Source organism: Pseudomonas sp. yb_9 (assembly GCF_043103635.1).
Lineage (GTDB): Bacteria > Pseudomonadota > Gammaproteobacteria > Pseudomonadales > Pseudomonadaceae > Aquipseudomonas > Aquipseudomonas monteilii.
This window is the reverse complement of sequence record NZ_JBICKA010000045.1, coordinates 67,588-88,304: the sequence shown is the minus strand read 5'-3', so window position 1 is coordinate 88,304 and position 20,717 is coordinate 67,588. Positions and strand designations below refer to the sequence as shown.

21 protein-coding genes and 1 pseudogene are annotated in these 20,717 nt (G+C 62.2%); 7 read left to right on the top strand and 15 right to left on the bottom strand.

Going from position 1 to position 20,717, the window contains the following annotated elements; translation table 11 throughout:
• Positions 1-6: 6 nt before the first annotated feature.
• The gene (gene ureG, locus ACF8MI_RS12630) at positions 7-630 is read left to right on the top strand and encodes an urease accessory protein UreG (RefSeq protein WP_010953755.1); all 624 of its coding nucleotides are present in this window, start codon (positions 7-9) and stop codon (positions 628-630) included.
• 46 nt (positions 631-676) lie between these two features.
• On the opposite strand, the gene ACF8MI_RS12625 is transcribed toward ureG, so the two are convergent.
• From ACF8MI_RS12625 to mcpP, 11 genes are all read right to left on the bottom strand, one after another.
• The gene (locus tag ACF8MI_RS12625; RefSeq protein WP_060498970.1) at positions 677-1,405 is read right to left on the bottom strand and encodes a thioredoxin family protein; all 729 of its coding nucleotides are present in this window, start codon (positions 1,403-1,405) and stop codon (positions 677-679) included.
• A gap of 94 nt (positions 1,406-1,499) precedes the next feature.
• Entirely contained in the window at positions 1,500-3,701 is a 2,202-nt protein-coding gene (locus ACF8MI_RS12620) for an LTA synthase family protein (RefSeq protein ID WP_200928467.1), read from the bottom strand.
• A 136-nt stretch (positions 3,702-3,837) separates the two neighbouring features.
• Entirely contained in the window at positions 3,838-5,115 is a 1,278-nt protein-coding gene (locus ACF8MI_RS12615) for a hypothetical protein (protein WP_060498972.1), read from the bottom strand.
• 46 nt (positions 5,116-5,161) lie between these two features.
• Positions 5,162-5,914: a hypothetical protein gene (locus tag ACF8MI_RS12610; RefSeq protein ID WP_104834828.1), complete on the bottom strand. Its 753-nt coding sequence runs from the start codon at positions 5,912-5,914 to the stop codon at positions 5,162-5,164.
• Positions 5,915-5,959: 45 nt separating this feature from the next.
• Entirely contained in the window at positions 5,960-6,640 is a 681-nt protein-coding gene (locus ACF8MI_RS12605) for a C39 family peptidase (RefSeq protein ID WP_060498974.1), read from the bottom strand.
• A gap of 63 nt (positions 6,641-6,703) precedes the next feature.
• Positions 6,704-8,155 (bottom strand): hypothetical protein, encoded by a 1,452-nt coding sequence (locus ACF8MI_RS12600; protein WP_060498975.1) that lies wholly within the window; start codon positions 8,153-8,155, stop codon positions 6,704-6,706.
• A gap of 51 nt (positions 8,156-8,206) precedes the next feature.
• Positions 8,207-8,785 carry a hypothetical protein gene (locus ACF8MI_RS12595; RefSeq protein WP_060498976.1) on the bottom strand — a complete coding sequence of 193 codons (579 nt, stop codon included), beginning with the start codon at positions 8,783-8,785 and terminating at the stop codon, positions 8,207-8,209.
• Between the two features lies 1 nt (position 8,786).
• A complete protein-coding gene (locus tag ACF8MI_RS12590) occupies positions 8,787-9,227 on the bottom strand; it encodes a hypothetical protein (protein ID WP_060498977.1) in 441 nt (146 codons plus the stop codon).
• 297 nt (positions 9,228-9,524) lie between these two features.
• Positions 9,525-10,094: an AAA family ATPase gene (locus ACF8MI_RS12585; protein WP_060498978.1), complete on the bottom strand. Its 570-nt coding sequence runs from the start codon at positions 10,092-10,094 to the stop codon at positions 9,525-9,527.
• Positions 10,091-10,657, bottom strand: coding sequence for a nicotinamide riboside transporter PnuC (gene pnuC / locus ACF8MI_RS12580; RefSeq protein WP_060498979.1), 567 nt, complete (start codon positions 10,655-10,657; stop codon positions 10,091-10,093). The genes ACF8MI_RS12585 and pnuC overlap by 4 nt, the downstream gene beginning before the upstream one ends.
• A 137-nt stretch (positions 10,658-10,794) precedes the next feature.
• Complete coding sequence (gene mcpP / locus ACF8MI_RS12575) at positions 10,795-12,429, bottom strand: methyl-accepting chemotaxis protein McpP (protein ID WP_104834827.1); 1,635 nt, start codon at positions 12,427-12,429, stop codon at positions 10,795-10,797.
• A 300-nt stretch (positions 12,430-12,729) separates the two neighbouring features.
• Between mcpP and ACF8MI_RS12570 the strand changes: the two genes are divergently transcribed.
• Both ACF8MI_RS12570 and ACF8MI_RS12565 read left to right on the top strand, forming a co-directional pair.
• Positions 12,730-13,560 carry an undecaprenyl-diphosphate phosphatase gene (locus ACF8MI_RS12570; RefSeq protein WP_060499048.1) on the top strand — a complete coding sequence of 277 codons (831 nt, stop codon included), beginning with the start codon at positions 12,730-12,732 and terminating at the stop codon, positions 13,558-13,560.
• A complete protein-coding gene (locus ACF8MI_RS12565) occupies positions 13,553-13,966 on the top strand; it encodes a DUF1294 domain-containing protein (protein ID WP_060498981.1) in 414 nt (137 codons plus the stop codon). Before ACF8MI_RS12570 ends, ACF8MI_RS12565 begins: the two co-directional genes overlap by 8 nt.
• Before the next feature lie 57 nt (positions 13,967-14,023).
• Here ACF8MI_RS12565 and ACF8MI_RS12560 read toward each other — a convergent pair whose 3' ends face one another.
• Positions 14,024-14,383: an MmcQ/YjbR family DNA-binding protein gene (locus ACF8MI_RS12560; RefSeq protein ID WP_060498982.1), complete on the bottom strand. Its 360-nt coding sequence runs from the start codon at positions 14,381-14,383 to the stop codon at positions 14,024-14,026.
• Positions 14,376-15,278, bottom strand: coding sequence for a LysR substrate-binding domain-containing protein (locus tag ACF8MI_RS12555; RefSeq protein ID WP_060498983.1), 903 nt, complete (start codon positions 15,276-15,278; stop codon positions 14,376-14,378). The genes ACF8MI_RS12560 and ACF8MI_RS12555 overlap by 8 nt, the downstream gene beginning before the upstream one ends.
• A gap of 133 nt (positions 15,279-15,411) precedes the next feature.
• Here ACF8MI_RS12555 and ACF8MI_RS12550 point away from each other — a divergent pair, with 133 nt between their 5' ends.
• A complete protein-coding gene (locus ACF8MI_RS12550; RefSeq protein ID WP_060498984.1) occupies positions 15,412-16,023 on the top strand; it encodes an FMN-dependent NADH-azoreductase in 612 nt (203 codons plus the stop codon).
• A 361-nt stretch (positions 16,024-16,384) separates the two neighbouring features.
• On the opposite strand, the gene ACF8MI_RS12545 is transcribed toward ACF8MI_RS12550, so the two are convergent.
• Together ACF8MI_RS12545 and ACF8MI_RS12540 are read right to left on the bottom strand one after the other, a co-directional pair.
• Positions 16,385-16,984: a helix-turn-helix domain-containing protein gene (locus ACF8MI_RS12545; RefSeq protein ID WP_060498986.1), complete on the bottom strand. Its 600-nt coding sequence runs from the start codon at positions 16,982-16,984 to the stop codon at positions 16,385-16,387.
• Positions 16,985-17,023: 39 nt separating this feature from the next.
• A complete protein-coding gene (locus tag ACF8MI_RS12540; RefSeq protein ID WP_200928466.1) occupies positions 17,024-18,976 on the bottom strand; it encodes an FAD-dependent oxidoreductase in 1,953 nt (650 codons plus the stop codon).
• Between the two features lie 186 nt (positions 18,977-19,162).
• On the opposite strand from ACF8MI_RS12540, the pseudogene ACF8MI_RS12535 reads away from it, so the two are divergent.
• From ACF8MI_RS12535 to ACF8MI_RS12525, 3 genes and pseudogenes are all read left to right on the top strand, one after another.
• Positions 19,163-19,273, top strand: a pseudogene (locus ACF8MI_RS12535) (class II aldolase/adducin family protein); the annotation flags it as partial.
• Positions 19,274-19,394: 121 nt separating this feature from the next.
• Positions 19,395-20,279, top strand: coding sequence for an O-acetylserine/cysteine exporter (locus tag ACF8MI_RS12530; protein WP_019099052.1), 885 nt, complete (start codon positions 19,395-19,397; stop codon positions 20,277-20,279).
• 69 nt (positions 20,280-20,348) lie between these two features.
• On the top strand, positions 20,349-20,669 hold the full coding sequence (locus ACF8MI_RS12525) for a YbjQ family protein (RefSeq protein WP_060498989.1): 321 nt from the start codon (positions 20,349-20,351) through the stop codon (positions 20,667-20,669).
• Positions 20,670-20,717: the final 48 nt, after the last annotated feature.

Genomic DNA, 20,717 nt, shown 5'->3' with positions numbered 1-20,717 from the left:
GCCTTCATGCAAAGCTATCAACAACCCCTGCGCGTCGGTGTCGGCGGCCCGGTCGGCTCTGGCAAGACCGCACTGCTGGAAGCGCTGTGCAAGGCCATGCGCGATCACTACCAGATCGCTGTGGTTACCAATGACATCTACACCAAGGAAGACCAGCGCATCCTCACCGAAGCCGGCGCCCTGGAGCCGGAGCGCATCGTGGGCGTGGAAACCGGCGGTTGCCCGCACACGGCCATCCGCGAAGACGCCTCGATGAACCTGGCCGCCGTTGAGGCGCTGGCGCGCAAGTTCGGTAACCTTGAGGTCATTTTCGTGGAAAGCGGCGGTGACAACCTCAGCGCCACGTTCAGCCCGGAGCTGGCCGACCTGACGATCTATGTGATCGACGTGGCTGAGGGCGAGAAGATTCCGCGCAAGGGCGGCCCGGGTATTACCAAGTCGGACTTCCTGGTGATCAACAAGACTGATCTGGCGCCCTATGTGGGGGCTTCGCTGGAAGTGATGGAGCGCGACACCCAGCGCATGCGCCCGCAGCGGCCGTGGACGTTCAGCAACCTGAAGAAGGGCGAGGGGTTGCAGGCGGTGATCGACTTTATCGTCGAACGCGGGATGCTGGGCGTGCGCGGCTGACTAAACGCGTCCCTTGTGGGAGCTGGCGTGTGTGGTGCCTTGGAGCTCAGGTGTGGCAGCAGTGGGGCTTTTCTGGCTGCCCTTCATACCGGTCATGGTGCCGCACCCAGTCCATGGTCCCGCCTTCGTTGCGCCCCAGTGGCGCAATGTCCAGGAAGTTGTAGGTGTTGACCAGGATGTCCAGCCCACGGGCATAGGTCGAGTAGGTGTGGTAAACGCTGCCGTCCGCTTCACGGTAGAACGCGCTCAGGCCAGGCAACTCGCTTTCACTGCCGTCATACGGCTCATAGTTGTACTGCCGTTCTCCCTCGCTGCCCACACTGACGCCAAAGTCCTCGTTGAAACCACTGCCCTGTGACGAGTACCACGGGAACTGCCAGCCCATGCGGCGGCGAAACGCCTGAAATTCGGCATAGGGGGCCCGCGACACCGCCACCAGCGACACGTCGTGGTGCGCCAGGTGCAGGTTGGCGCCGTCAAAGTGGTCGGCCAGGAACGAACAGCCGGTGCAGCCTTCACTCCAGCCTTCGGCGAACATGAAGTGATAAAGCAGTAGCTGGCTGCGGCCTGCGAACAGGTCAGCCAGGCTCAGTTCCCCGTCCGGCCCCTGGAAGCGATAGCCTTGCTCGACCTTGACCCAGGGCAGGGCGCGCCGCGCTGCGGACAGCGCGTCGCGGTGGTGGGTAAAGGCCTTTTCGTGCAGCCAAAGTTGCCGGCGTGCTGCCAGCCACTGGCTACGGGAAACCACCGGGTGCCTGCTTTCGCTTGTGCTCATGGTGCTGTCTCCACACTGGGGATTCACACACTAGTCGAGCACGCGTTTGCCGATTCGACAGGCACCGGTAGCCGGGCGATGAGTGGTTATCCGCTTAGCCCGAATGGGCAATGTGGCCCTCGGTCAGTTCATCTGCGGCGTCATCCTCTCCGGGCAGCGCGGTGATCACGCTGAAGTCGCTGACTTCCACCTTACCGCCGCCATACCCCAGCAAATGGAAGGAAAACGCTTTGCGTTCGGTCGGGTTGTCGAAGCTGAACTCCATCTCCAGCGGTTCGTCGGCGGTGACCTTCACCTCGGCAGGCAGGCCCAGTGGCACATCCTGCTCCAGTTGCTTGGCCTTGAGCTGGATGTAGGCGACACGCTTGGGGTCCAGCGAGCGCACCTTCACCCGCACGCGGGTGTGCGAGCCTTCCGGCATTTCAAGGTACTGGGCGCCGATCAGGTTATCGGCCCAGTCATCGTGAATGCGCTTGCGCAGCTTGATCGGCGAAGGGCCGCCGAACTGGTAACGCAGGTTAAGCGGGGTTTGCAGCAGGGACTGGTCGAGTACCCCGGCCAAAGCGCCGATCTGCTGGCCGAGCAGGCTGTCGCCCGGGCCCAGATAGCGGGCCTGGTCGGCAATGAAGCCCTCGCTGGCGTAACGCCGGCAGCGCTGCTGGAAGTCACATTCGGTGAAGACGCCCTGGCCGTTGTGATAGCGCAGCATGCCATTGGTGTAGGAAATCATTTCGCGGCCGGTATCGTAGTCGCGGTACAGCGAGCGACCACCAAGCGCTATTGGAATGGGCAGTGCAAAGTAGTCGAGCACGGAGGTGGCCAGGTCGATATGGCCGTACGTGCCGCGCTTGATGTGGGGCAGTTGCGCCTGCTCCGGCGCCAGGGTGAGGTTGAAGCCCCAGGACGAGGCCAGGCGCACACCGTCGATGCCGTGGGATTCGTCGGAGGTCACCACCACCAACGTGTCCTTCAGCACGCCCTGGCGTTCCAGGTTATCGAGAAACGCCCCCAGTGCATCGTCCAGGTAAGCCACGGCAGCCTGTTTGGGCGTGTCATAGCGTTCCAGGTAATCGGCGGGTGCCGAATACGGCTGGTGCGTGCCCACGGTAAGCAGGGTCAGCATCCAGGGTTTGTCCTGCTTTTGCAGCTGGCCGACGTAATCCAGGGCACCTTCGAAGAAGGCCCGGTCATCCTTGCCCCAAGGGAAATCCAGGTAGTTCTTGTTGCGGAACCACTCGAGGCCGTGCACCGAATCGAAGCCGATGTGCGGCATGATGCGGTCCTTGGCCATGAAGCGCAGGCCGGCCCCTTGCAGGTAATGGGTGGTAAAGCCGGCCTGGCGCAGTTGCGCCGGCAGGCAGGCCTGGTTGCGTTCGTTCTGGGTTAGCAGCTCGACGCCCTTGGGCGTGCCATTGGCCAGTTTGTCGTAGTCACCACACAGCATCGCGTACAGGCCGCGGATGGTCTGGTGGGTGTGCAGCACGTAGTCCGGGGTGTTCATGCCGCGCTCGGCCCACTGGCTGACCTTGGGCATCAGGTCTTCGTCGAAGCGGCTGTGCAGGGCCTGGCGATTGGGCCGCAGGTAGGCCCCGGGGATACCTTCCACCGTGATGACCAGCAGGTTGCGAGCACTGCCTGGCCCGGCCAGTAGGCGCTGGCCATGCAGGTCGGATTGCGTCAGGCCGCTGCTGGCCAGCGGCGTGAACGTTTGCGTGCGGCCCATCCAGCCCTCGACCTTGCGCTCCAGGGTGCCCACCCCGGCAGACATCAGTTGGTGGGTGAGGTTGTATTGCCGCCATTGATCGGCGTCGCTGGGGACCAGCTGCTGGCTGCCCCAGTGGGTAGCGAACAGCAGCGCGGGAATGGCCCAGGCCTTGCGCGGCAGCGGCGGGCTGCGCCGGGTGCGGCCACGCCAAGCGGTGGCCAGCCAGGCCAGCAGGCCTGCGCCCATTACCCAGGGCAGCCAGGCATGGGCTAGGCCGCCGCCGGTAGAGTTCTCCATGAATTGCGGGTCGACGAGGTACGTCAGGTCGGCGCTGGTGGGCAACCGGCCCACCGCGCTCACGAGTTCGGCCGAGGCCACCCACAGGGCAGCCCAGGCCAGCAGCACGGGCAGGGCCAGCCACCATGGCCGACGGTGCAGCAGCAAGACCAGCAGGCTGCCGAGGGCGAGGTCGGACAGGTAACCGAGCGGGTTGGACCAACCCAGCATGGCGCGCGTACCCAGTGGGATCACCAGCACCAGGGCTGCCAAGGCGGCAAGCCGGGTACGTGGGTGGTCGGACAGGTTCTTCACAAAAACTTCCCTTTTGCCATTAAATCGTCATGCATCTGTGCTGGATGATAACAGGCCGGGGAAGGGAAAGCGGTTCGCTACAAGGCTGGTAACCAAAAGCCTGGCACGCTTGCGCGGGCCAGGCTGAGGGCAAGTATCAGAAGTAGTAGGGGAATTTCAGGCTGAAGGAAAAGTCAGGCGCATCATCGGTCAGACCAATGGACAGGTTAGGTACGATGGTGAGGTTGTTGGTGGCAGCGAAGGTCAGGCCGACGTTGAAGTTGGCCGCGTTGTAGTCACTGTTGGAGATGGACTGCCAGTCACCGCCATCGGGTTTGATCTTGCTTTTGCGGGCGAACTGGTCAGACACCGAGAACGACATACTCATCTTTTCGTTCAGGGCAAAGGCGATACCGCCACCAATCTGCCAGGAGTCGCCGAGTTTCACGTCACCGGGCACCTTGCTGTTGACCTGTGGGCTGATATCGCTGAACGAGTCCTGCATATTGTAGGTGTACGACAGGCTGCCGAACAGCACGGCTGGGTCGAAGGTCTTGACCAGGGAGATGCCAGGCGTGATCGACCACACACCGTTGCCGGTTGGCAGGCTGTCCGGTACCGACAGGTTGCTGTTGCCGTCGACCTCGCGCAGCTTGATGCCATACGGGTCCTTGCCGGTCGGTGCCTTGACCCGCAGGGTGGCGACGGCGTCTGGCCAGGTTTCGTCCTCGTCGATGAACTTATAGGCCACACCCACGTTGATATCGCCAATTTCAGGGTCGCGGGTAACGGTGGCATCCGAGGTACTGGCCCCGGCGCCACCGGCGCCGCCAGAAGAGTAGGTGGACTCGCGGTAGACCACGGGTACGTTGATGTCGAACTGCCAGCGCTGCGCCAGGTTGTAGCGCGCGGTCATGTCCAGGGTCCAGTTGTCGGCCTTGATGCGGTCGAGGTTGATACTGCCGAGGAAGATCGAGTCCAGCGCCAGAAAGCCATTGAGCGTGAGCGCCCGGGTATCGTAATGGGTGTAGGTAACACCTGTTTCGAAGCTGAACTTGCCGCCGCCAAAGAAGCCGCTGGCCTCGTCATACAGGTTGGACACGCTCTGCGCCGGTTCCGAATCGGCCGTCAGCGCCTGGCCGTAGGAGCTGCCTGTAGTGCCTGGTGCGCCAGACGCAACGGTCTGCGCCCCCTTGACCCCCTCGGCGGGGGACTTGACCAGGCGTTTGGGTGGCGCCGCCGCAGGGGCCTCCTCGACCTGGCGCACGCGCTGCTCAAGCACCATCAGCGCCTGTTGCTGCGCCTCGTAACGGCGCTTGAGTTCTATCAGTTCCTGTTTCAGCGCTTCGACCTGCGGGTCGGCGGCTGCGTAGAGTGCGGTGGGTGCCAGGGTAGTCAAGCAAACAAAAGCGCGAAGCGTAAAAGATCGGTACATGGAGTTGCCGTCCCTTCCAACTACTTTTGATGAGACAGAGCGTAGATCAGTATCCGAAGGTACGTAGACCTTTGAGCTGGTCAAGGCTGCCGTTCAGCGACGCAGCGGTCGGTACGCTCTCGCGCATGACAACGTTCAATGAGGTGACGTTGCTGACCAGGTTGCCGTTACCGAGCAGCGTCGAGTTCTGCATCAGGCCGCCTTGGGCCAGGCGCTGAACGCTGCTGCCCTGGTTGTTGCTGGCGTTGATGTTGAGCTGCACGCCCACGCCGCTGGATGACACGCTGAGCGAGCCGGCGCCATTTTCGCCGACCAGGGTCTGGCCGGCAGCGAGCACCTGGCCTTGCTGTTGCACGGCGGGGGCCTGGTTGGCCTTGGTGACGTTGATATCGACGTTGTTGTAGGCCGTGTTATTGTCACCGGCAGCCCGCACCACCTGGGTGACGCCTTCGGTAGTGGAAAGGCCGTTGCCGCCGGTCACCACGCCGGTGCCCGCAGCAGACGCGTTGCTCGACGCCGCACCTGTGCCTTTTTCATCAATCATCGAGACATAGAACTGGGGCTTGATGGTCGATTGCTGGACCTGCAGCGTGGAGGTCGCCCCGATCACGTCCCCTTTGGCATTTTGCCAGGTGCTGGACATGACAATGCCGAAACTCACGATGCGCCCCGGCATCACGTAGCGGCCACGCAGGTTGGCCAGCTCCTGGTCCTTCAGTTCGATGGGTTTCAACGGCTCGGCGTGGCTTGGCAGGCTGGCGGCCAGGCAGGCCATGGCCAGCCACAATGAAGTCTTCATGAAATGCTCCCTGGAGCTTCATGCTCCTTGTCATTAGAACAGTCGTTAGAAGAAGTCGCTTTTGATGAAGCCGAAGTCCAGTAGCTCGGTGTCCTTCACTGGGGTGAAGTTGTTCACCCGGCCCTTGGCGGTCAGCGGCAGGGGTGGGTCGAGCAGGACGTTGTTCTTGTCGTAACCCTGGCCGATCACGGCGAAGATGATGCCGTTCCAACCTTTGAGGAAGTCGTCGACTTTGTAACGCCGATGGCCCAGTACCGGGTCGCCGACATACACCCAGCCTTTGTCGACCTTCTGCATGACCACGAAGTGCTTGTAGCCGCGCACATCCATCAGCACCACGACCGGAATGCGCACGCTGTGCAGAGTGTCGGGCGCTACCCGGTAGCCGCGGGCGCGCATGCCCAAGCTTTCCACGTAGCGCTTCATGTCGAGCATCGAAAAGCCTTGCGTGCGCACCAGGTCCTGGTCGGCGTGGGCCAGCATGCCTTCGATGATCTGGTGTTCGTCCACATCCAGCCAGTAGGCCTGGCGCAGGATGGTCGCCAGTGCGGCGGCGCCGCAGCTGAAATCGGTTTTCTGTTGTACCAGGTCAGCGAACTTGCGCTCACGCACACTCTGGATGGGCTTGAATACCACGGCACCGCCCGGCAGGACGGACAGCGGCATTTGTGCAGCTTCGCTCACGCTGGCCAGGCACAGCAAAAACGCCAAGGCGATAATGCGCATGATCGGATGCCTTCCGGTGGGTGTTGAAGAAAGGCCCCCCGAAGGGGGCCTCAAGCGCAGCGTTTAGAACGAGGTGTTGGAAATGGCCAGCGAGTTGCTCTGCTGGTTGCCCACACCGGCTGCCACGTTCACGCCCAGGTTGCCGCTGCCACCGTTGACCGAACCGCTAAGGGTTGCAGTATTGGTAACAGGGTTGGCCCAGCCGGTCGGGGTCAGCACTTGGAAGGACACGGTATTGCTCAAGTCGTAAGCGCTGCTTTCGCTGTAGCTCTTCGAAACGTCGTTCGAGGATTGTTTCGATTTCTCGCCAGACTTTTCAAACGCCGAAGCCGAAGCATTCTCGTACGAAGAGTCGTGAGACTTGGTGTACGAAGAGTCTTTGGACTTGTCGTAAGACGATTCGCGCGACTTGTCGTAGCTGGAGTCGAAGGCTTTCTCGAACGACTTGTCGTACGCACTTTCGCGCGACTTGTCGACCGATACGTCCAACGATGCATTGAGCGAACCATCGAAGGTGCTGGAGCGGGTGCGTTCGCGGCGGCCATCATCGGTGGTGAAGGTGCGCGTAGCATTGGCTGCGGCATCCAGCGAAGCGTTCAGGCTGGCGCTGCTCGACGAGCTGTTGCTGCCGCTGGCAGAGCCACTGGCATTCCAGCCGTTGGAGCCGCTTGCCGACATGCTGCTGGAGCCACTGGCGTTGCTGGATTTCGAGCCGCTGGAGTTCCAGCCGCTAGAGCCGCTGGAGCTGGCACTTTGCGAACCGGCCACGCTGAAGCTCGACGACGAGCTGCGGTCGTCGGTCGAGTTGAACGTACCATCACGCGAGCTCGAGCCACTGGCCGAGGTGGTGATGGTGATCGTGTCGACGCGGTAAGTGCGGTCAGCACTGTTGTTCACGACCAGGCCTGGCCCGTCCTGTTGGGCAGAAGCCGTGGCAGTGGCGTTACCCAGAGGCGCACCGGTGTTGGCGATGGCCATGGTGTTTTTCTGTTGGTTGAGGTCGCCACCGGCGATGTTAATGCCGATGTTGCCCTCAGCCCCGCTGGCCGAGCCGCTCATCACAGCAGACGACTGGGTCGAATAGTTGTCGACCCGGTTGTTGTCGCTGGATTGCACGACATCGGCAGTGGCACTGGCCATGCCGAACACGAAGCTGTTGTCCAGGCTCGACTCGGAACCGGCGTTGGCAATGGCTGCGGCGTTATCCTGCTGGTTGCCGTTACCGGCTGCCACGTTGATACCGACGTTGCCACTGGAGCCTTCGCCCGACTGGCTCATCTCGGCTTCGTTTATAGTGCCCTGGTTGCTGATACGGTTATTGGTGCTGGTTTGGGTATCCCAGGCATTGGCCGTTGCATACACAGGGATTTTGGTTGGAGGAGGCGTGTGCTGACCATTGTTATGGTGGCCGTTGTGGTGGTCATTGCGTCGATCGTTTTGCCCAGCTTGTACAGCAACAGCCATGACCGCAGCAATTGCGAACACCAGAGGCTTGATTGCCATCGAGGGTTTCATGGTGATTCTCCGTACTCTATGTTGGTTAAGTGTCGTTCTTAACTGAAAGGGTCAATCCGCGACCCGGATGCTCAAGGTGTTAGCCATTCGGTTTCCCACCCCGGCACTCTGGTTCAACTGGATCACCCCGCGGCTACCGGTGAAGGCCTGGTCACTGGTGGTGACCTGGCGATGGCCTGTCGGGGTGTCAGTTGGACCGGAGTTGTTGAGCAGCGCCACGTTCTGTTGCATGAGGACGCTGTCGTCGATGCTTTGCGGTTGAGCACTGAGGGTTATGCTCAGGGCATTGGCTTGCTGGGTATTGGCGCCGGCGCTCTGGTTGACGCCCAGCGCACCACTGCCGTTGCTGAACGCGTTGCCTTGAATGGTCGAGCGGGCGTCCATTGTCGGGTCGGCGGGTGTGTTCAGCCGTTGCCGGATCTGCGTGCTGGCATTCGCTTCGGGCCCGACGGCGATGGCCCGCGCATTGGCCTGTTGCTGTTTGTCGCCGGCAGCCTGGTTAACGGAGAGGTTGCCCTGATAGCGGCTGCCGGAGCTGTCGATGTTGGCATTGTCGATGACGGGAACCAGGGAATCGGCGAGGCCTGGGGTGCTGCACAGGGTGGCCAGAATCAGCAGCATGTGCTTCATGTCACTTGCCCCCGCCGGTCAGAATCTGCAATGGCGCGAGGCCGCGTTGCACACTTGAGTTGACCATGTTGGAGATGCCGTTACCCGCGCCCCCCGTGCCACGGCCGCCTGACAGGTTGGGCAATTGGTGCTGGTTACCGAGGTTGCCCCCTAGGTTATTGGTCTGCTGGGTAATCATGTTGCTGATGCCGGCGCCACTGCTGATGCTGGCGAAATCGCCATCGCTCAGCTCGTTGGTTTGCTTGAGCACGTGGGCAGAAGGGTTGGCGTTGACCGTGGTCGGGCTCGGGTCAGGGATCAAGGGCGGGATCGTCGCGTTGCGCACCTGCACGTCGCGCTTGATGATGATGATGCCTTTGTCTGCGTGGGCCGTGAGGCTCAATGCCCCCAGTACACAACCCGCCACCAACAGGTGATAGAGGCGTTTGTCACTCTTCCTCACGACGGCATCCCCTTCTCTGAGCGCTGGCCTTGTTCAGCGATGCGAAGGACAGAGCAGATGGTGTGCCGCTTTTGAGAACCGTATTCAGATCAGACAGTTAGGACAAGAGGCTGACAAACTGCGGCGTATTCTGTCTCAGCGGTGAAACAGCCAGCCGTGGGCGTTGCTGGCCAAGCCAGCTGTTGCCTTGATTGGAAGGGTTTTTGCAGGAGTGTTTCACGGGCTTGACACTGCCCCCGAGACGGGGGGAAGCCCCGCAAATTCGGGGGCTTCGCCCCACTGGAGTGTGTCAGTAGGTTAACACTCGGTCGGGCAGGATGGCGCATCGCTATCAAGCAGCGTAGCAACGGCTTGCAAGGCCAGAAACTGGCGTTGCGGCCAATTGCCCTCAAGTATCTGGTGCGCCTGATTATGCTGCTGCAGCCAGGCAAGGCTGTCGTCGAAAAAGCGCTGGCGGTCGTTGATGTCGGGTTGGCTGCGCTGGCCATCGGCAACCCATTCCACCCCTTGCGGGCTCAGCAGCAGGTGCAGGTCGTAGTGCCGTTCAAGCAAGGCTTGTTCCAGCCAGGCCGGGCAGTCATCGAACAAGGCGCGGCTCCAGAGCATGTTGCTGAGCAGGTGAGTGTCGAGGATCAGCAGCGGTGGCGCCTGTTCGCGCGCCCGGTCCTCCCAGGCCAGCTGGCCGTGGGCGATGGCAGGGATATCGGCATAGCAGGTATCGCGGCACTCCTGGTCGATGAAGTGGCGCACGTACTCGGCCACCACCACACCGCCGAAATGCGCCTGGATCACACCGCTGAGCCAGCTCTTGCCGCTGGATTCGGGGCCGCACAGCACCACGACCTTCATGGCGTGTTGCGTGCTCATGGTTGCGCCAACGCCGGGTCGCGGCGCCATTCCAGCCAGCCGCGCACGGCAATCAGGGTGAGTACGGCAAAGAAGCCCGCCGTGAAGTACAGCTGCTGGTGCAGGTAAAGGCCTACGTAGACGATGTCTACTGCCACCCACAGCGGCCAGCATTGCAGGCGCTTCTGGGCCATCCACAGTTGCGCCACCAGGCTGAAACCTGTCAGGGTGGCGTCGAGCCAGGGCAGGGCGGCATCGGTCCAGTTGGCCATGGCCGAACCCAGGGCTGCGCTCAGGAATACCCCGGCAGCCAGGCCGGCACACAACGCAGGGCCTTGCAGCCGCGATACCTGGCGGGCGTCTTCGGTGCGGCCGGGGCGTTTCCATTGCCACCAGCCGTACAGTTGCAGAATCGCGTAGGCCAGTTGCAGCAGCATGCCCGAGTACAGCTTTACCTCGTAGAACAGCCAGCCATAGATCAGCACCATGACCAGGCCGATCGGCCAGCACCAGGCGTTTTGTTTGACCGTGAGCCAGACAGCGGTGACGCCGAGGACGGCGGCGATGAGTTCAAGGCCGGACATCGGCGATCCTTGGGGAGACTATCGGGGAAGGGCGCGATTGTAGCGGGTCGGCCAGGGAAGGTGTAGGGCGCAGTAGGTGGGGATGCATAGGCTCTGTGTGGGAGCGGGCATGCCCACTCCCACAAAAGAGGCCGGCGCTACACTCGGAACTGCCGCAGCAACTGTTCCAGCTCTTTGCTCAACTGCCCCAATGCCACCCCGGCATCGCTGGACTGGCGCGCCGCATCGGCCGTCTGCTGGGACAGCCCGGCGGTATCCAGCACATTGCGGTTGATTTCCTCGACCACATGCGACTGCTGCAAGGTGGCGCTGGCAATGGAGGCATTCAGCGCGGTCAGGTTGGTCAGTGCTTGGTTGATGGCATCCAGGCTGGCGCCGGCTTCGCGGGCCTGCTCGACGGTTTGGCGCGAGGCTTCGCTGCTGGTGTCGATGGCTTTGACCGCTGCGTCCGACTGGCTTTGCAGGTGTTCGATCATGGTATGGATCTCGGCCGTCGATTGTGCCGTGCGCTGGGCCAGCAGGCGAACTTCGTCGGCGACCACGGCAAAGCCACGGCCTTGTTCCCCGGCCCGCGCCGCTTCGATGGCCGCATTCAACGCCAGCAGGTTGGTCTGCTCGGCGATGGAGCGGATGACATCGAGCACTCCGCCGATGCGCGTGCTGTGGCCGGCCAGGTCGCGAATCACCTGCACGGCCTGGTCGATGGTCAGCGACAACCGGTCGATCTGCGCCAGGCTGCCATGAATTGCTTGCTGGCCATGGGTTACCTGCTGCTGCGCGGTGCGCATTTCCCCGGCGGCCTGTTCGGCGGTCTTGGCTACGTCCTGCACGGCATAGGTCACCTCATTCACAGCGGTGGCTACCTGGTCCATCTGTAGCGATTGTTGGGCGCTGTGCTGCTGTGCGGCGCCTGCATTGTCGCCGACGTGCCCGGCGGACTGGGCCAGCGCGTGGGCTGCCCCTTGCAGCTGGCCGACCACACCCTGCAGCTTGCCGTTGAAACGGTTGAAGTGCTCGCCCAGGTGGGTGATTTCGTCACGGCCGTGGGTGTCCAGGCGCCGGGTCAGGTCGCTTTCGCCGCTGGCGATATTGCCCATGGCCTGCACAGCCTCTTGCAAGGGGCGGGCAATGCTGCGCGCAATCAGCAGGACCACCAGTGCCATCAGCAGGGCAATGCCCACGCCCACCAGCGAGGCATCGCGCAACTGGCGGGCGAATTCGGCCTGCACGTCATCGACGTACACGCCCGAACCGATAATCCAGCCCCAGGGTTTGAACAGCTGTATATAGGAGGTCTTGGCGACCGGCTCGCTGGCACCAGGTTTGGGCCAGCGGTAGTTGACCGGCCCTGCATCCTGCTGGCGGGCCAGGGCGACCATTTCGTTGAACACGGCAAAGCCGTCGGGGTCGCGGATGGCAGAAAGGTCCTGGCCATCGAGCTTGGGGTTGGCCGGATGCATGATCATCTTTGGCCCCAGGTCGTTGATCCAGAAGTAGTCATCGTGGTCGTAGCGCAACGCACGTACCACCTGCAGTGCCTGTTGCTGGGCAGCTTCGCGGCTGAGCGTACCGGCCGCCTCCAGCCCTTGGTAATAGGCCAGCACGCCCGCGGCGGTCTGCACCACATGGCGGGTTTTTTCCGCTTTGGCCTGGTAAAGGTCACCGTGGATCTGGCGCAGCATGAGCAGGCCAAGCACCACCAGCATGGCCACCGCCACCACAAGGATCAGCCACAGGCGCCGGCTGATCGACATCGATCTCAACGTGTTCATCCAGGAGCTCCCGCATTGTTCTTTTTATTGAGGTGCATCCAAGCATGCTTTGCGACAGGTCCCCACCCGACTAATGGCTAAGTGCTATCTTTGAAACAGTCTGCAGCAGGTCGCGTAAAGCGATTGCAAAGGCGCTCTGCTAGGATTTCGGCCGCGTAAGATGAAACCTTTAGCGGGCGTGAACTTTTCTACTGGCGTTGCGCCCAACAGTCGCTGTAAAACAGCCGGGCCGCGTGCGGCAAATTCAAGCAAATCAAGAACAAGGGGCCCGCAGCAAGCGGCGCTCCATCCGGGGGAATGATGGATTTTTGGACTGCCTTTCAGGCAATCATCTTAGGCGTGGTCGAAGGGCTGACGGAGTTTCTGCCGATCTCCAGTACCGGGCACCAGATCATCGTCGCCGACCTGATAGGTTTTGGCGGTGAGCGGGCCATGGCATTCAACATCATCATTCAGCTGGCAGCGATCCTGGCGGTGGTGTGGGAGTTTCGTGGCAAAATTTTCGAAGTGGTGTTTGGCCTGGCCAGCCAGCCCAAGGCGCGGCGTTTCACCGGTAACCTGCTTTTGGCGTTCATGCCGGCGGTGGTGCTGGGCGTGCTGTTCGCCGACCTGATTCACGAATACCTGTTCAACCCGATCACCGTGGCGGCGGCATTGGTGGTGGGTGGCATCATCATGCTCTGGGCCGAGCGCCGCGAACACCGCGTGCAGGTGGACCATGTGGACGACATGCGCTGGAGCCATGCGCTGAAGATCGGCTTCATCCAGTGCCTGGCAATGATTCCGGGCACTTCCCGCTCGGGCTCGACCATCATTGGCGGCCTGCTGTTCGGGTTGTCGCGCAAGGCCGCGACCGAATTTTCGTTCTTTCTGGCGATGCCGACCATGGTCGGCGCGGCGGTGTATTCGGGTTACAAATACCGTGACCTGTTCCAGCCCGGTGACTTGCCGGTATTTGCCGTTGGTTTCGTGACGTCGTTCATTTTCGCCATGATCGCCGTGCGGGCGTTGCTCAAGTTCATTGCCAACCACAGCTACGCGGCGTTTGCCTGGTATCGCATTGTGTTCGGCCTGCTGATTCTGGCGACTTGGCAGTTCGGCTGGGTTGACTGGTCGACAGCGCATGGCTGAGGTGTTGCGCGGGCAAAGGGCGGAGGGCGTACGCAATATGCGCCTCAAACTGCTGCTGTTGGGGGGGCTGTGCCTGTTGCCCGGGCTGGGCGCTGCGCGCATGGCCTGGAACGACCAGGCCTGGTGGCTGCTGGCGCTGTACCCGGCGATGAGCCTGATCAGCCTGTTGCTGTATTGGCAGGATAAGCAACAGGCGCGTACCCAGGCCTGGCGTACGCCCGAGAAAGTGCTGCATGCCAGTGAGCTGTTGGGTGGCTGGCCGGGGGCACTGGTGGCGCAGCAGGTATTTCGGCACAAGACACGCAAGCTGTCTTACCAGCTGGTGTTCTGGGGGATTGTGCTGGTACACCAGGTGTTCTGGGCGGACTGGCTGTTTTTTGAGGGGCGTTATCTGCCCTTAACTTGATTATTGCCTGTACCGGCCTCTTAGCGGGCACGCCCGCGAAGAGGCCGGTACAGGAAACTACATCACCAACCCCACCTGCAATCGCTTCGGCAAGCGCCGGACCACCAACTGGTGCGAGCGCTGCAGCAAATCTCTAAGCTCATCACGCCCCATGGGATAGGGCTGCGCCATGCTGATCCATTTTGCTCGCGCCAGATACGGCGCAGGTCGTACCCCTGGGCGGTCGCAGTAGCCGAGAAACAGTTCATCGGCCACTTTGAACGACAAACCCGCACCGGCCAGGTCGAGCACGGCGAACATCTTGTTGCCAGCCACTGAAAACACCCGAATGCCACCCCATTTGTAGTCTTCCCGCGCACCCGGCAGGCTCAGGCAAAACGCTGCCACTTCGGCTTCGCTCATTTTCCTTTCAGACATACCGTTCTCCACAGGCCTCGAATGATGCTGCCAGGTGATCGATCCATACCCGCACTGCAGGCAGTACACCCCGCCGGTGGGGGTATACCGCTTGCAGGTAGCCACCCGGTAGCGACCAGTCTGGCAGCAGGCGCACCAGTTCGCCGCGCTCCAGTTCTTCCTCGCAAAACATGCTGGGCAGGGCAGTGAAGCCGAGGCCGGCTCGTACAGCAGCATTACGTACTACGAAATCATCAATGGCCAAGCGCGGTTCCAGAGCGATTTCCTGCTGCTTGCCATGAGGGCCGAACAAGCGAAAGTGTACCAACCGGTCTGCTTCGGCAGCGCCCAGCACGGGAAGTGACGCCAGCTCGGCAGGTTCACGAATGTGATCGGCGAACCCGGGCGCAGCTACCAGTTGCATTTGCGCCTGGCGAAGGCGGCGGGTGACCAGCGCCGGGTCTTCATCGCCCAGGTCACGCACGCGCAGTGCCACGTCGATGCCTTCGGAAATCAGGTCGACCCGGCGGTTGAGCAGCACCATGTCCAGTTGCACCAGCGGGTACTGCTCAAGAAAACGGCTGATCACATCTGGCAGGAATGCGTGTGCCAGCGCCACCGGGCAAGACACCCGCAAGCGCCCGCGCGGTTCACTGCTCATGCTGGCGACGGCTTCATCGGCCGCTTCGGCTTCCAGCAGCATGGCCTGGCAATGATGCAGGTAGCGTTCACCTACTGCGGTGAGCTTGAGCTGCCGCGTGGTGCGTTGCAGCAGGCGCGTGCCAAGGCGCTCTTCCAGCTCGGCGATACGCCGCGACAGGCGCGACTTGGGGATACCCAGCTGGCGCCCGGCTGCGGCGAATCCACCGGCTTCGACGACGCGCGCGAAGTAAAAGAGGTCGTTAAGGTCTTGCATGGGCCTGTCTCACTGTTCCACCTGTGGGACAAACTAACGCATTTTTGCCTCCTTATCAGCCATTGCGCACCCCGGTAGGATTCTCCCCATCGTGATCGCCCACTGGCGCGGTCTTCAATCACAGGAGAGTCCCATGAAACTGTTGCACATCGATTCGAGCATCCTGGGCGACAATTCCGCTTCCCGCCAGCTAAGCCGTGAAGTGGTCGAGGCCTGGAAAGCCGCTGATCCAAGCGTGGAAGTGGTTTACCGTGACCTGGCCGCTGACGCCATCGCCCACTTTTCTGCTGCCACCTTGGTAGCAGCTGGCACCCCTGAAGACATGCGTGATGCTGCCCAGGCTTTTGAAGCCAGGCTCAGTGCTGAAACCCTGGAAGAATTCCTGGCTGCTGATGCTGTAGTCATTGGTGCGCCGATGTACAACTTCACGGTACCGACCCAACTCAAGGCCTGGATCGACCGCGTGGCCGTTGCCGGCAAAACGTTCCGCTACACCGAAGCTGGCCCGGAAGGCCTGTGCGGCAACAAGAAAGTGGTGCTGGTTTCCACTGCCGGTGGCCTGCACGCTGGCCAGCCGACAGGCGCCGGGCATGAGGACTTCCTGAAAGTGTTCCTGGGCTTCATCGGTGTCACCGACCTGGAGATCGTCCGCGCCCATGGCCTGGCCTATGGCCCGGAACACCGTAGCCAGGCGATTGACGCCGCCCAGGCTCAGATTGCCAACGAGCTGTTTGCAGCTGCCTGAACCTTTGTAGCAGGCCTGTCACGGCCTCATCGCCGGCAAGCCAGCTCCCACAGGTACAGCGCATGACTTAATGTCGATGCGGTCGATGTGGGAGCTGGCTTGCCGGCGATGAGGCCGTTTCAGGCAACCGGTATGGCGGGATCAGCCGCTTCCAAAGCCGCTGTACGATCTGCCGCTGGCGGGTAGATCCACACGGAGTTGATCTGCGATTTCAACACCTTGGCCTCGACCTTGGCGGTCGCGCTCGCCGGTGATCTGTTCGGTGAGCGGGTTGGCCTTGAAACCTACTGTCCAGACCACCGTACTGGCAAGGTAGGCCCTATCGAGGGTCAGCAGTGTTACCAAGGCCTGCGGGAGTGCTTCAAAATGTTGGCGGCGTGATCACCCAGATCACCACGGCATCCACTTCGCCGGGGTTGCCATAGCGATGGGGTTCCTGGCTGGAAAAGCTGAAACTGTCGCCTTCACCCAGCTGGAAATGCCGCTCGCCCACCCAAAGCTCGAAGCTGCCGCTGAGGAGGTAGCCGGCTTCTTCGCCCTCATGGCTGTAGCTTTGCTGGCTGTAGGTGCCCGGGGGGAAGCGTGAGTGCAGGATTTCCAGCTGGCGGTTGGGTTGGGGGGTGAGCAACTGATCGACAATGCCATCTTCGTAATGCACGCTCAGGCGGCTGTTGCGTCGTACCACGTAACCTTGGTCTTCGGGGGCGGTGCTGGCTTCGCTGGCAAAGAACCACTGGATGGTCACGCCCAGGCTGCGGGCGATGTTGAACAACGCGGGGATCGACGGATAGGAGAGGTTGCGCTCCAGCTGGCTGATGTAACCGGCAGTCAGTTCACTGTGTGCAGCCAACTCCGCCAGGGTCATGCCACGGCGCTTGCGCAGGCCGCGGATGCGGGTGCCCAGGAACTGCGGCGCGGCGCCCCCGGCTTCACTGGCGGGGGGCTGGGGAAGTTGGCTCATGCAGGTCGGTCCATCGTAAAAGCCGCAGTATGTACAGCCTCAGAGCGACCAGGCAACCGTCAGGCCGTCGTGAATCGCTTCTTCGGCGGTGCGTGGCGCCAGGCAGTCGCCAACACGCCGAACTTCCACCAGGCCGGCCAGCTCGCTGGCCAGCCTGTCTTCAGGCTGATGGCCCAGGCACAGCACCAGGGTGTCGATACCCTCGAAGATCATCGGCTCGCCACTGGCAGTGTGCTGCAAGTACACCGTGTTGTCGTCGCTGCCATACAGGCGCGCGTACGGGGTGATGGGGATGCCCAGGCGATGCAACTCGCCGGCCAGTTGATCGCGCACGTACAGCGGCAGGCTTTCGCCGCAATGGGTACCGTTAACCGCCAGCTGCACGTGATGCCCCTCGCGCACCAGGCGTTCGGCGATGCCCGGGCCGATCCAGTCGCTGCGCCAGTCGATGACCAGCACCGAGCGCCCCGGCTTCACTTCATTGCGCAGCACCTGCCAGGCGTCCACCACTTGCAAGTCGCCAGTGCGTTCGAACGCTGGCCAGTAAGGAGTGGCACCGGTGGCGGCAATGACCAGGTCGGGGCGCTCGCGCTCGACCAAGGCGCGGTCGACCCGGGTGTTGCGCACGACTTCCACGCCGGCCAGGGCCATTTCCCGCTGCAGGTTGGTGCTGGCCCCTCCGAACTCGGCGCGGCGCGGTAGCAACTGGGCCAGCAGCACCTGGCCGCCGAGTTGGGGGCCAGCCTCGTACAGTGTTACCTGGTGCCCTCGGGCAGCGGCCACGGCGGCGGCCTTCATGCCAGATGGCCCACCGCCGGCCACGAGGATGCGCTTGGGTGTGACCGTGGGCGTCAGTTGCCCGTACTGCAGTTCTCGACCGGTTTCGGGGCGCTGGATGCAGGAGATGGCCAGGCCACGGTGGAAGTGGCCGATGCACGCTTGGTTGCAGGCGATGCAGGCGCGTACATCTTCGACCTGGCCGCGTTCGGTTTTGTTCGGCATCAACGGGTCGCAGATCAAGGCACGGGTCATGCCGCAGACATCGGCCTGGCCGCGGGCCAGAATCAGTTCGGCATCCTGGGGCTGGTTGATGCGCCCGGTCACGAACAGCGGGATAGCCAGCTGTTGCTTGAAGGCAGCGGCCTCGCGTGCCAGGTAGGCGGGCTCAATGGCCATGGGCGGCACGATATGCACGGCGCCACCCAGTGACGCTGAGGTACCGGCGACGATGTGCAGGTAGTCGAGTTGGCCCTGCAAGGCAATTGCGGCGGCCAGTGACTCGTCCTCGCTCAGGCCTTGGCTGTCACGTTCGTCGGCGCTGATGCGCAGGCCGATGATGAACTGCTCATCGGTAGCGGCGCGCACGGCGGCCAGCACTTCACGCAGGAACCTCAGGCGTTGTTCCAGTTCGCCGTTGTAGCCGTCGCTGCGCAGGTTCACCCGTGGGTTGAGGAACTGCGCGGGCAGATAGCCATGGCTGGCCACCACCTCGACACCATCCAGCCCGGCCTGCTGCAGGCGGCGGGCGGCGCTGGCGTAGCCCTGGACGATTTCATCGATCATCACCTGGTCCAGCGCGCGGGGCATGACGCGGAAGCGTTCGTTGGGCACCGAAGACGCCGAGTACGCCACCGCCAACAGGCCGTCTGCCGACTCCATGATCTCCCGCCCGGGGTGAAACAGCTGCGAGAGCACCACAGTACCGTGCGCATGGCAGGCTTCGGCCAGCTGGCGGTAGCCGTCGATGCAGGCATCGTCGGTGGCCATCAGCACATGCGAGGTGTAGCGGGCGCTGTCATGCACTCCGGCAACTTGCAGCACGATCAGGCCGACGCCCCCGGCGGCGCGGTCGCGCTGGTAGGCGATCAGTTTGTCATTCACCAGATTGTCGGTAGGCAGGCAGGTGTCATGGCCGGTGGACATGATGCGGTTCTTTAGGCGTTTGCCGCGGATCTGCAAGGGTTCGAACAGGTGAGGGAAGGCGGTCTGCATACAGGCGGCTCCAGTGCGGTGTTGTTCTTGTTTTGTTTATTAAAGTGTAGCCTTAGTAAAAAAATAACGTTTTTATTTACTGATACGCAACGGGGTTTTGTTCACCCTCACGGCGGGCGTGAGCTCACAAATGAGCGCCTTGACTGGAAACGCCTGGGCCATGCCGCCGAACTGATCCTGATGGAGCCGGGCAGGGGCTTGAGGCAGGGGGAGCTGGCGGACCCGGATGCACTGCAATTGGCATGGGCGGCGCTGTTGCGGATGCTGGAAAAGACGGCGCCTGGCTTTCGGGATTGAACGGATGCAGTAACAGTCACTGTTGCGCAACCCTTGGCCACAACTGTGCTGGTCGCAGCCAAAGGAATAGTCTTATGCTGTAACGAAATATGTCTAGAAAAGCCTGAAGAAGGAACCCGCAATGCCGCTCAAGGACCTGCTCATCGCCCTGGTGGTGATTGTCGCCTGGGGAGTCAACTTCGTGGTCATCAAGGTTGGCCTCGATGGCTTGCCGCCGATGTTGCTGGGGGCATTGCGCTTCTTGTTGGTGGCGTTTCCGGCCATCTTGCTGGTCAGGCGGCCCAAACTGCCGTGGCGCTGGCTGATCGCCTACGGGGCCACCATTTCGCTGGGCCAGTTCGCCTTTCTGTTCCAGGCCATGTACAGCGGCATGCCGCCAGGGCTGGCCTCGTTGATTTTGCAGTCACAAGCGTTCTTCACCCTCGGTTTCGCGGCGTTGTTCCTAGGTGAGCGGCTGCGCCTGGCCAGCGTGCTGGGGCTGTTGGTGGCGGCCAGCGGCCTGGCATTGATCGGCAGCGAAGACGGCGGCCATGTGCCCATGCTGGCGCTGGTGCTGACCCTGTGCGGCGGTGCCATGTGGGGCCTGGGTAACATCATCACGCGGCGGTTTGGTTCGGTTGACCTGGTGGCACTGGTGATCTGGGGCGGCCTGATCCCGCCGTTGCCGTTCCTGGCGTTGTCCTGGTGGCTGGAAGGGCCTGAGCGCATTGGCCATGCGCTGGCCAACATCAGCTGGAGCTCGGTGCTGGCGTTGGCGTACCTGGCCTTTGTCGCCACCATGCTTGGCTACAGTTTGTGGAGCAAGCTGTTGTCACGCCATCCGGCTGGCAAGGTGGCACCTTTTTCGCTGCTGGTGCCGGTGATCGGCCTGAGTTCGTCGGCATTGCTGCTGGGCGAACGGCTGACCGCAACCCAAGGCTGGGGGGCATTGCTGGTCATGGCCGGGTTGCTGGTGAACGTGTTTGGCGCGCGGCTTGGCCAGCGCTTGCGCGCGGCCAACGCGTAAAGCGGCCCTATCTGCCGGACTGCGCTCTGTTAGAATCGGCCTCTTTTGCCAGGCCAGCGGAGCGCACCCATGATCATTTCCACCACCAGCCAGCTCGAAGGCCGCCCGATTGCCGAATACCTGGGCGTGGTCAGCTCCGAATCGGTGCAGGGCATCAACTTCGTGCGCGATTTCTTTGCACGCTTTCGTGATGTTTTCGGCGGCCGTTCGCAAACCCTGGAGAGCGCGCTGCGCGAGGCGCGCGAGCAGGCCACCGAAGAACTCAAGGCTCGGGCACGCCAGTTGCAAGCCGATGCAGTAGTGGGTGTGGATTTCGAGATCAGTATGCCGTCGGTACAGGGCGGTATGGTCGTGGTATTTGCCACCGGTACGGCAGTGCGCTTGAAGTAGAGCGGGTTGCCACTGGTCGGCTGCCGGAATCTTGTCCGGTCGGTCCGC

What these genes read in the sequence shown, in the direction of transcription:
- ureG (WP_010953755.1), top strand. Translation starts at nt 7, where the DNA reads ATGCAAAGCTATCAACAACCCCTGCGCGTCGGTGTCGGCGGCCCGGTC.
- ACF8MI_RS12625 (WP_060498970.1), bottom strand. Translation starts at nt 1,405, where the DNA reads ATGAGCACAAGCGAAAGCAGGCACCCGGTGGTTTCCCGTAGCCAGTGG.
- ACF8MI_RS12615 (WP_060498972.1), bottom strand. Translation starts at nt 5,115, where the DNA reads ATGTACCGATCTTTTACGCTTCGCGCTTTTGTTTGCTTGACTACCCTG.
- ACF8MI_RS12610 (WP_104834828.1), bottom strand. Translation starts at nt 5,914, where the DNA reads ATGAAGACTTCATTGTGGCTGGCCATGGCCTGCCTGGCCGCCAGCCTG.
- ACF8MI_RS12605 (WP_060498974.1), bottom strand. Translation starts at nt 6,640, where the DNA reads ATGCGCATTATCGCCTTGGCGTTTTTGCTGTGCCTGGCCAGCGTGAGC.
- ACF8MI_RS12600 (WP_060498975.1), bottom strand. Translation starts at nt 8,155, where the DNA reads ATGAAACCCTCGATGGCAATCAAGCCTCTGGTGTTCGCAATTGCTGCG.
- ACF8MI_RS12595 (WP_060498976.1), bottom strand. Translation starts at nt 8,785, where the DNA reads ATGAAGCACATGCTGCTGATTCTGGCCACCCTGTGCAGCACCCCAGGC.
- ACF8MI_RS12585 (WP_060498978.1), bottom strand. Translation starts at nt 10,094, where the DNA reads ATGAGCACGCAACACGCCATGAAGGTCGTGGTGCTGTGCGGCCCCGAA.
- pnuC (WP_060498979.1), bottom strand. Translation starts at nt 10,657, where the DNA reads ATGTCCGGCCTTGAACTCATCGCCGCCGTCCTCGGCGTCACCGCTGTC.
- mcpP (WP_104834827.1), bottom strand. Translation starts at nt 12,429, where the DNA reads ATGAACACGTTGAGATCGATGTCGATCAGCCGGCGCCTGTGGCTGATC.
- ACF8MI_RS12570 (WP_060499048.1), top strand. Translation starts at nt 12,730, where the DNA reads ATGGATTTTTGGACTGCCTTTCAGGCAATCATCTTAGGCGTGGTCGAA.
- ACF8MI_RS12565 (WP_060498981.1), top strand. Translation starts at nt 13,553, where the DNA reads ATGGCTGAGGTGTTGCGCGGGCAAAGGGCGGAGGGCGTACGCAATATG.
- ACF8MI_RS12560 (WP_060498982.1), bottom strand. Translation starts at nt 14,383, where the DNA reads ATGTCTGAAAGGAAAATGAGCGAAGCCGAAGTGGCAGCGTTTTGCCTG.
- ACF8MI_RS12555 (WP_060498983.1), bottom strand. Translation starts at nt 15,278, where the DNA reads ATGCAAGACCTTAACGACCTCTTTTACTTCGCGCGCGTCGTCGAAGCC.
- ACF8MI_RS12550 (WP_060498984.1), top strand. Translation starts at nt 15,412, where the DNA reads ATGAAACTGTTGCACATCGATTCGAGCATCCTGGGCGACAATTCCGCT.
- ACF8MI_RS12545 (WP_060498986.1), bottom strand. Translation starts at nt 16,984, where the DNA reads ATGAGCCAACTTCCCCAGCCCCCCGCCAGTGAAGCCGGGGGCGCCGCG.
- ACF8MI_RS12540 (WP_200928466.1), bottom strand. Translation starts at nt 18,976, where the DNA reads ATGCAGACCGCCTTCCCTCACCTGTTCGAACCCTTGCAGATCCGCGGC.
- ACF8MI_RS12530 (WP_019099052.1), top strand. Translation starts at nt 19,395, where the DNA reads ATGCCGCTCAAGGACCTGCTCATCGCCCTGGTGGTGATTGTCGCCTGG.
- ACF8MI_RS12525 (WP_060498989.1), top strand. Translation starts at nt 20,349, where the DNA reads ATGATCATTTCCACCACCAGCCAGCTCGAAGGCCGCCCGATTGCCGAA.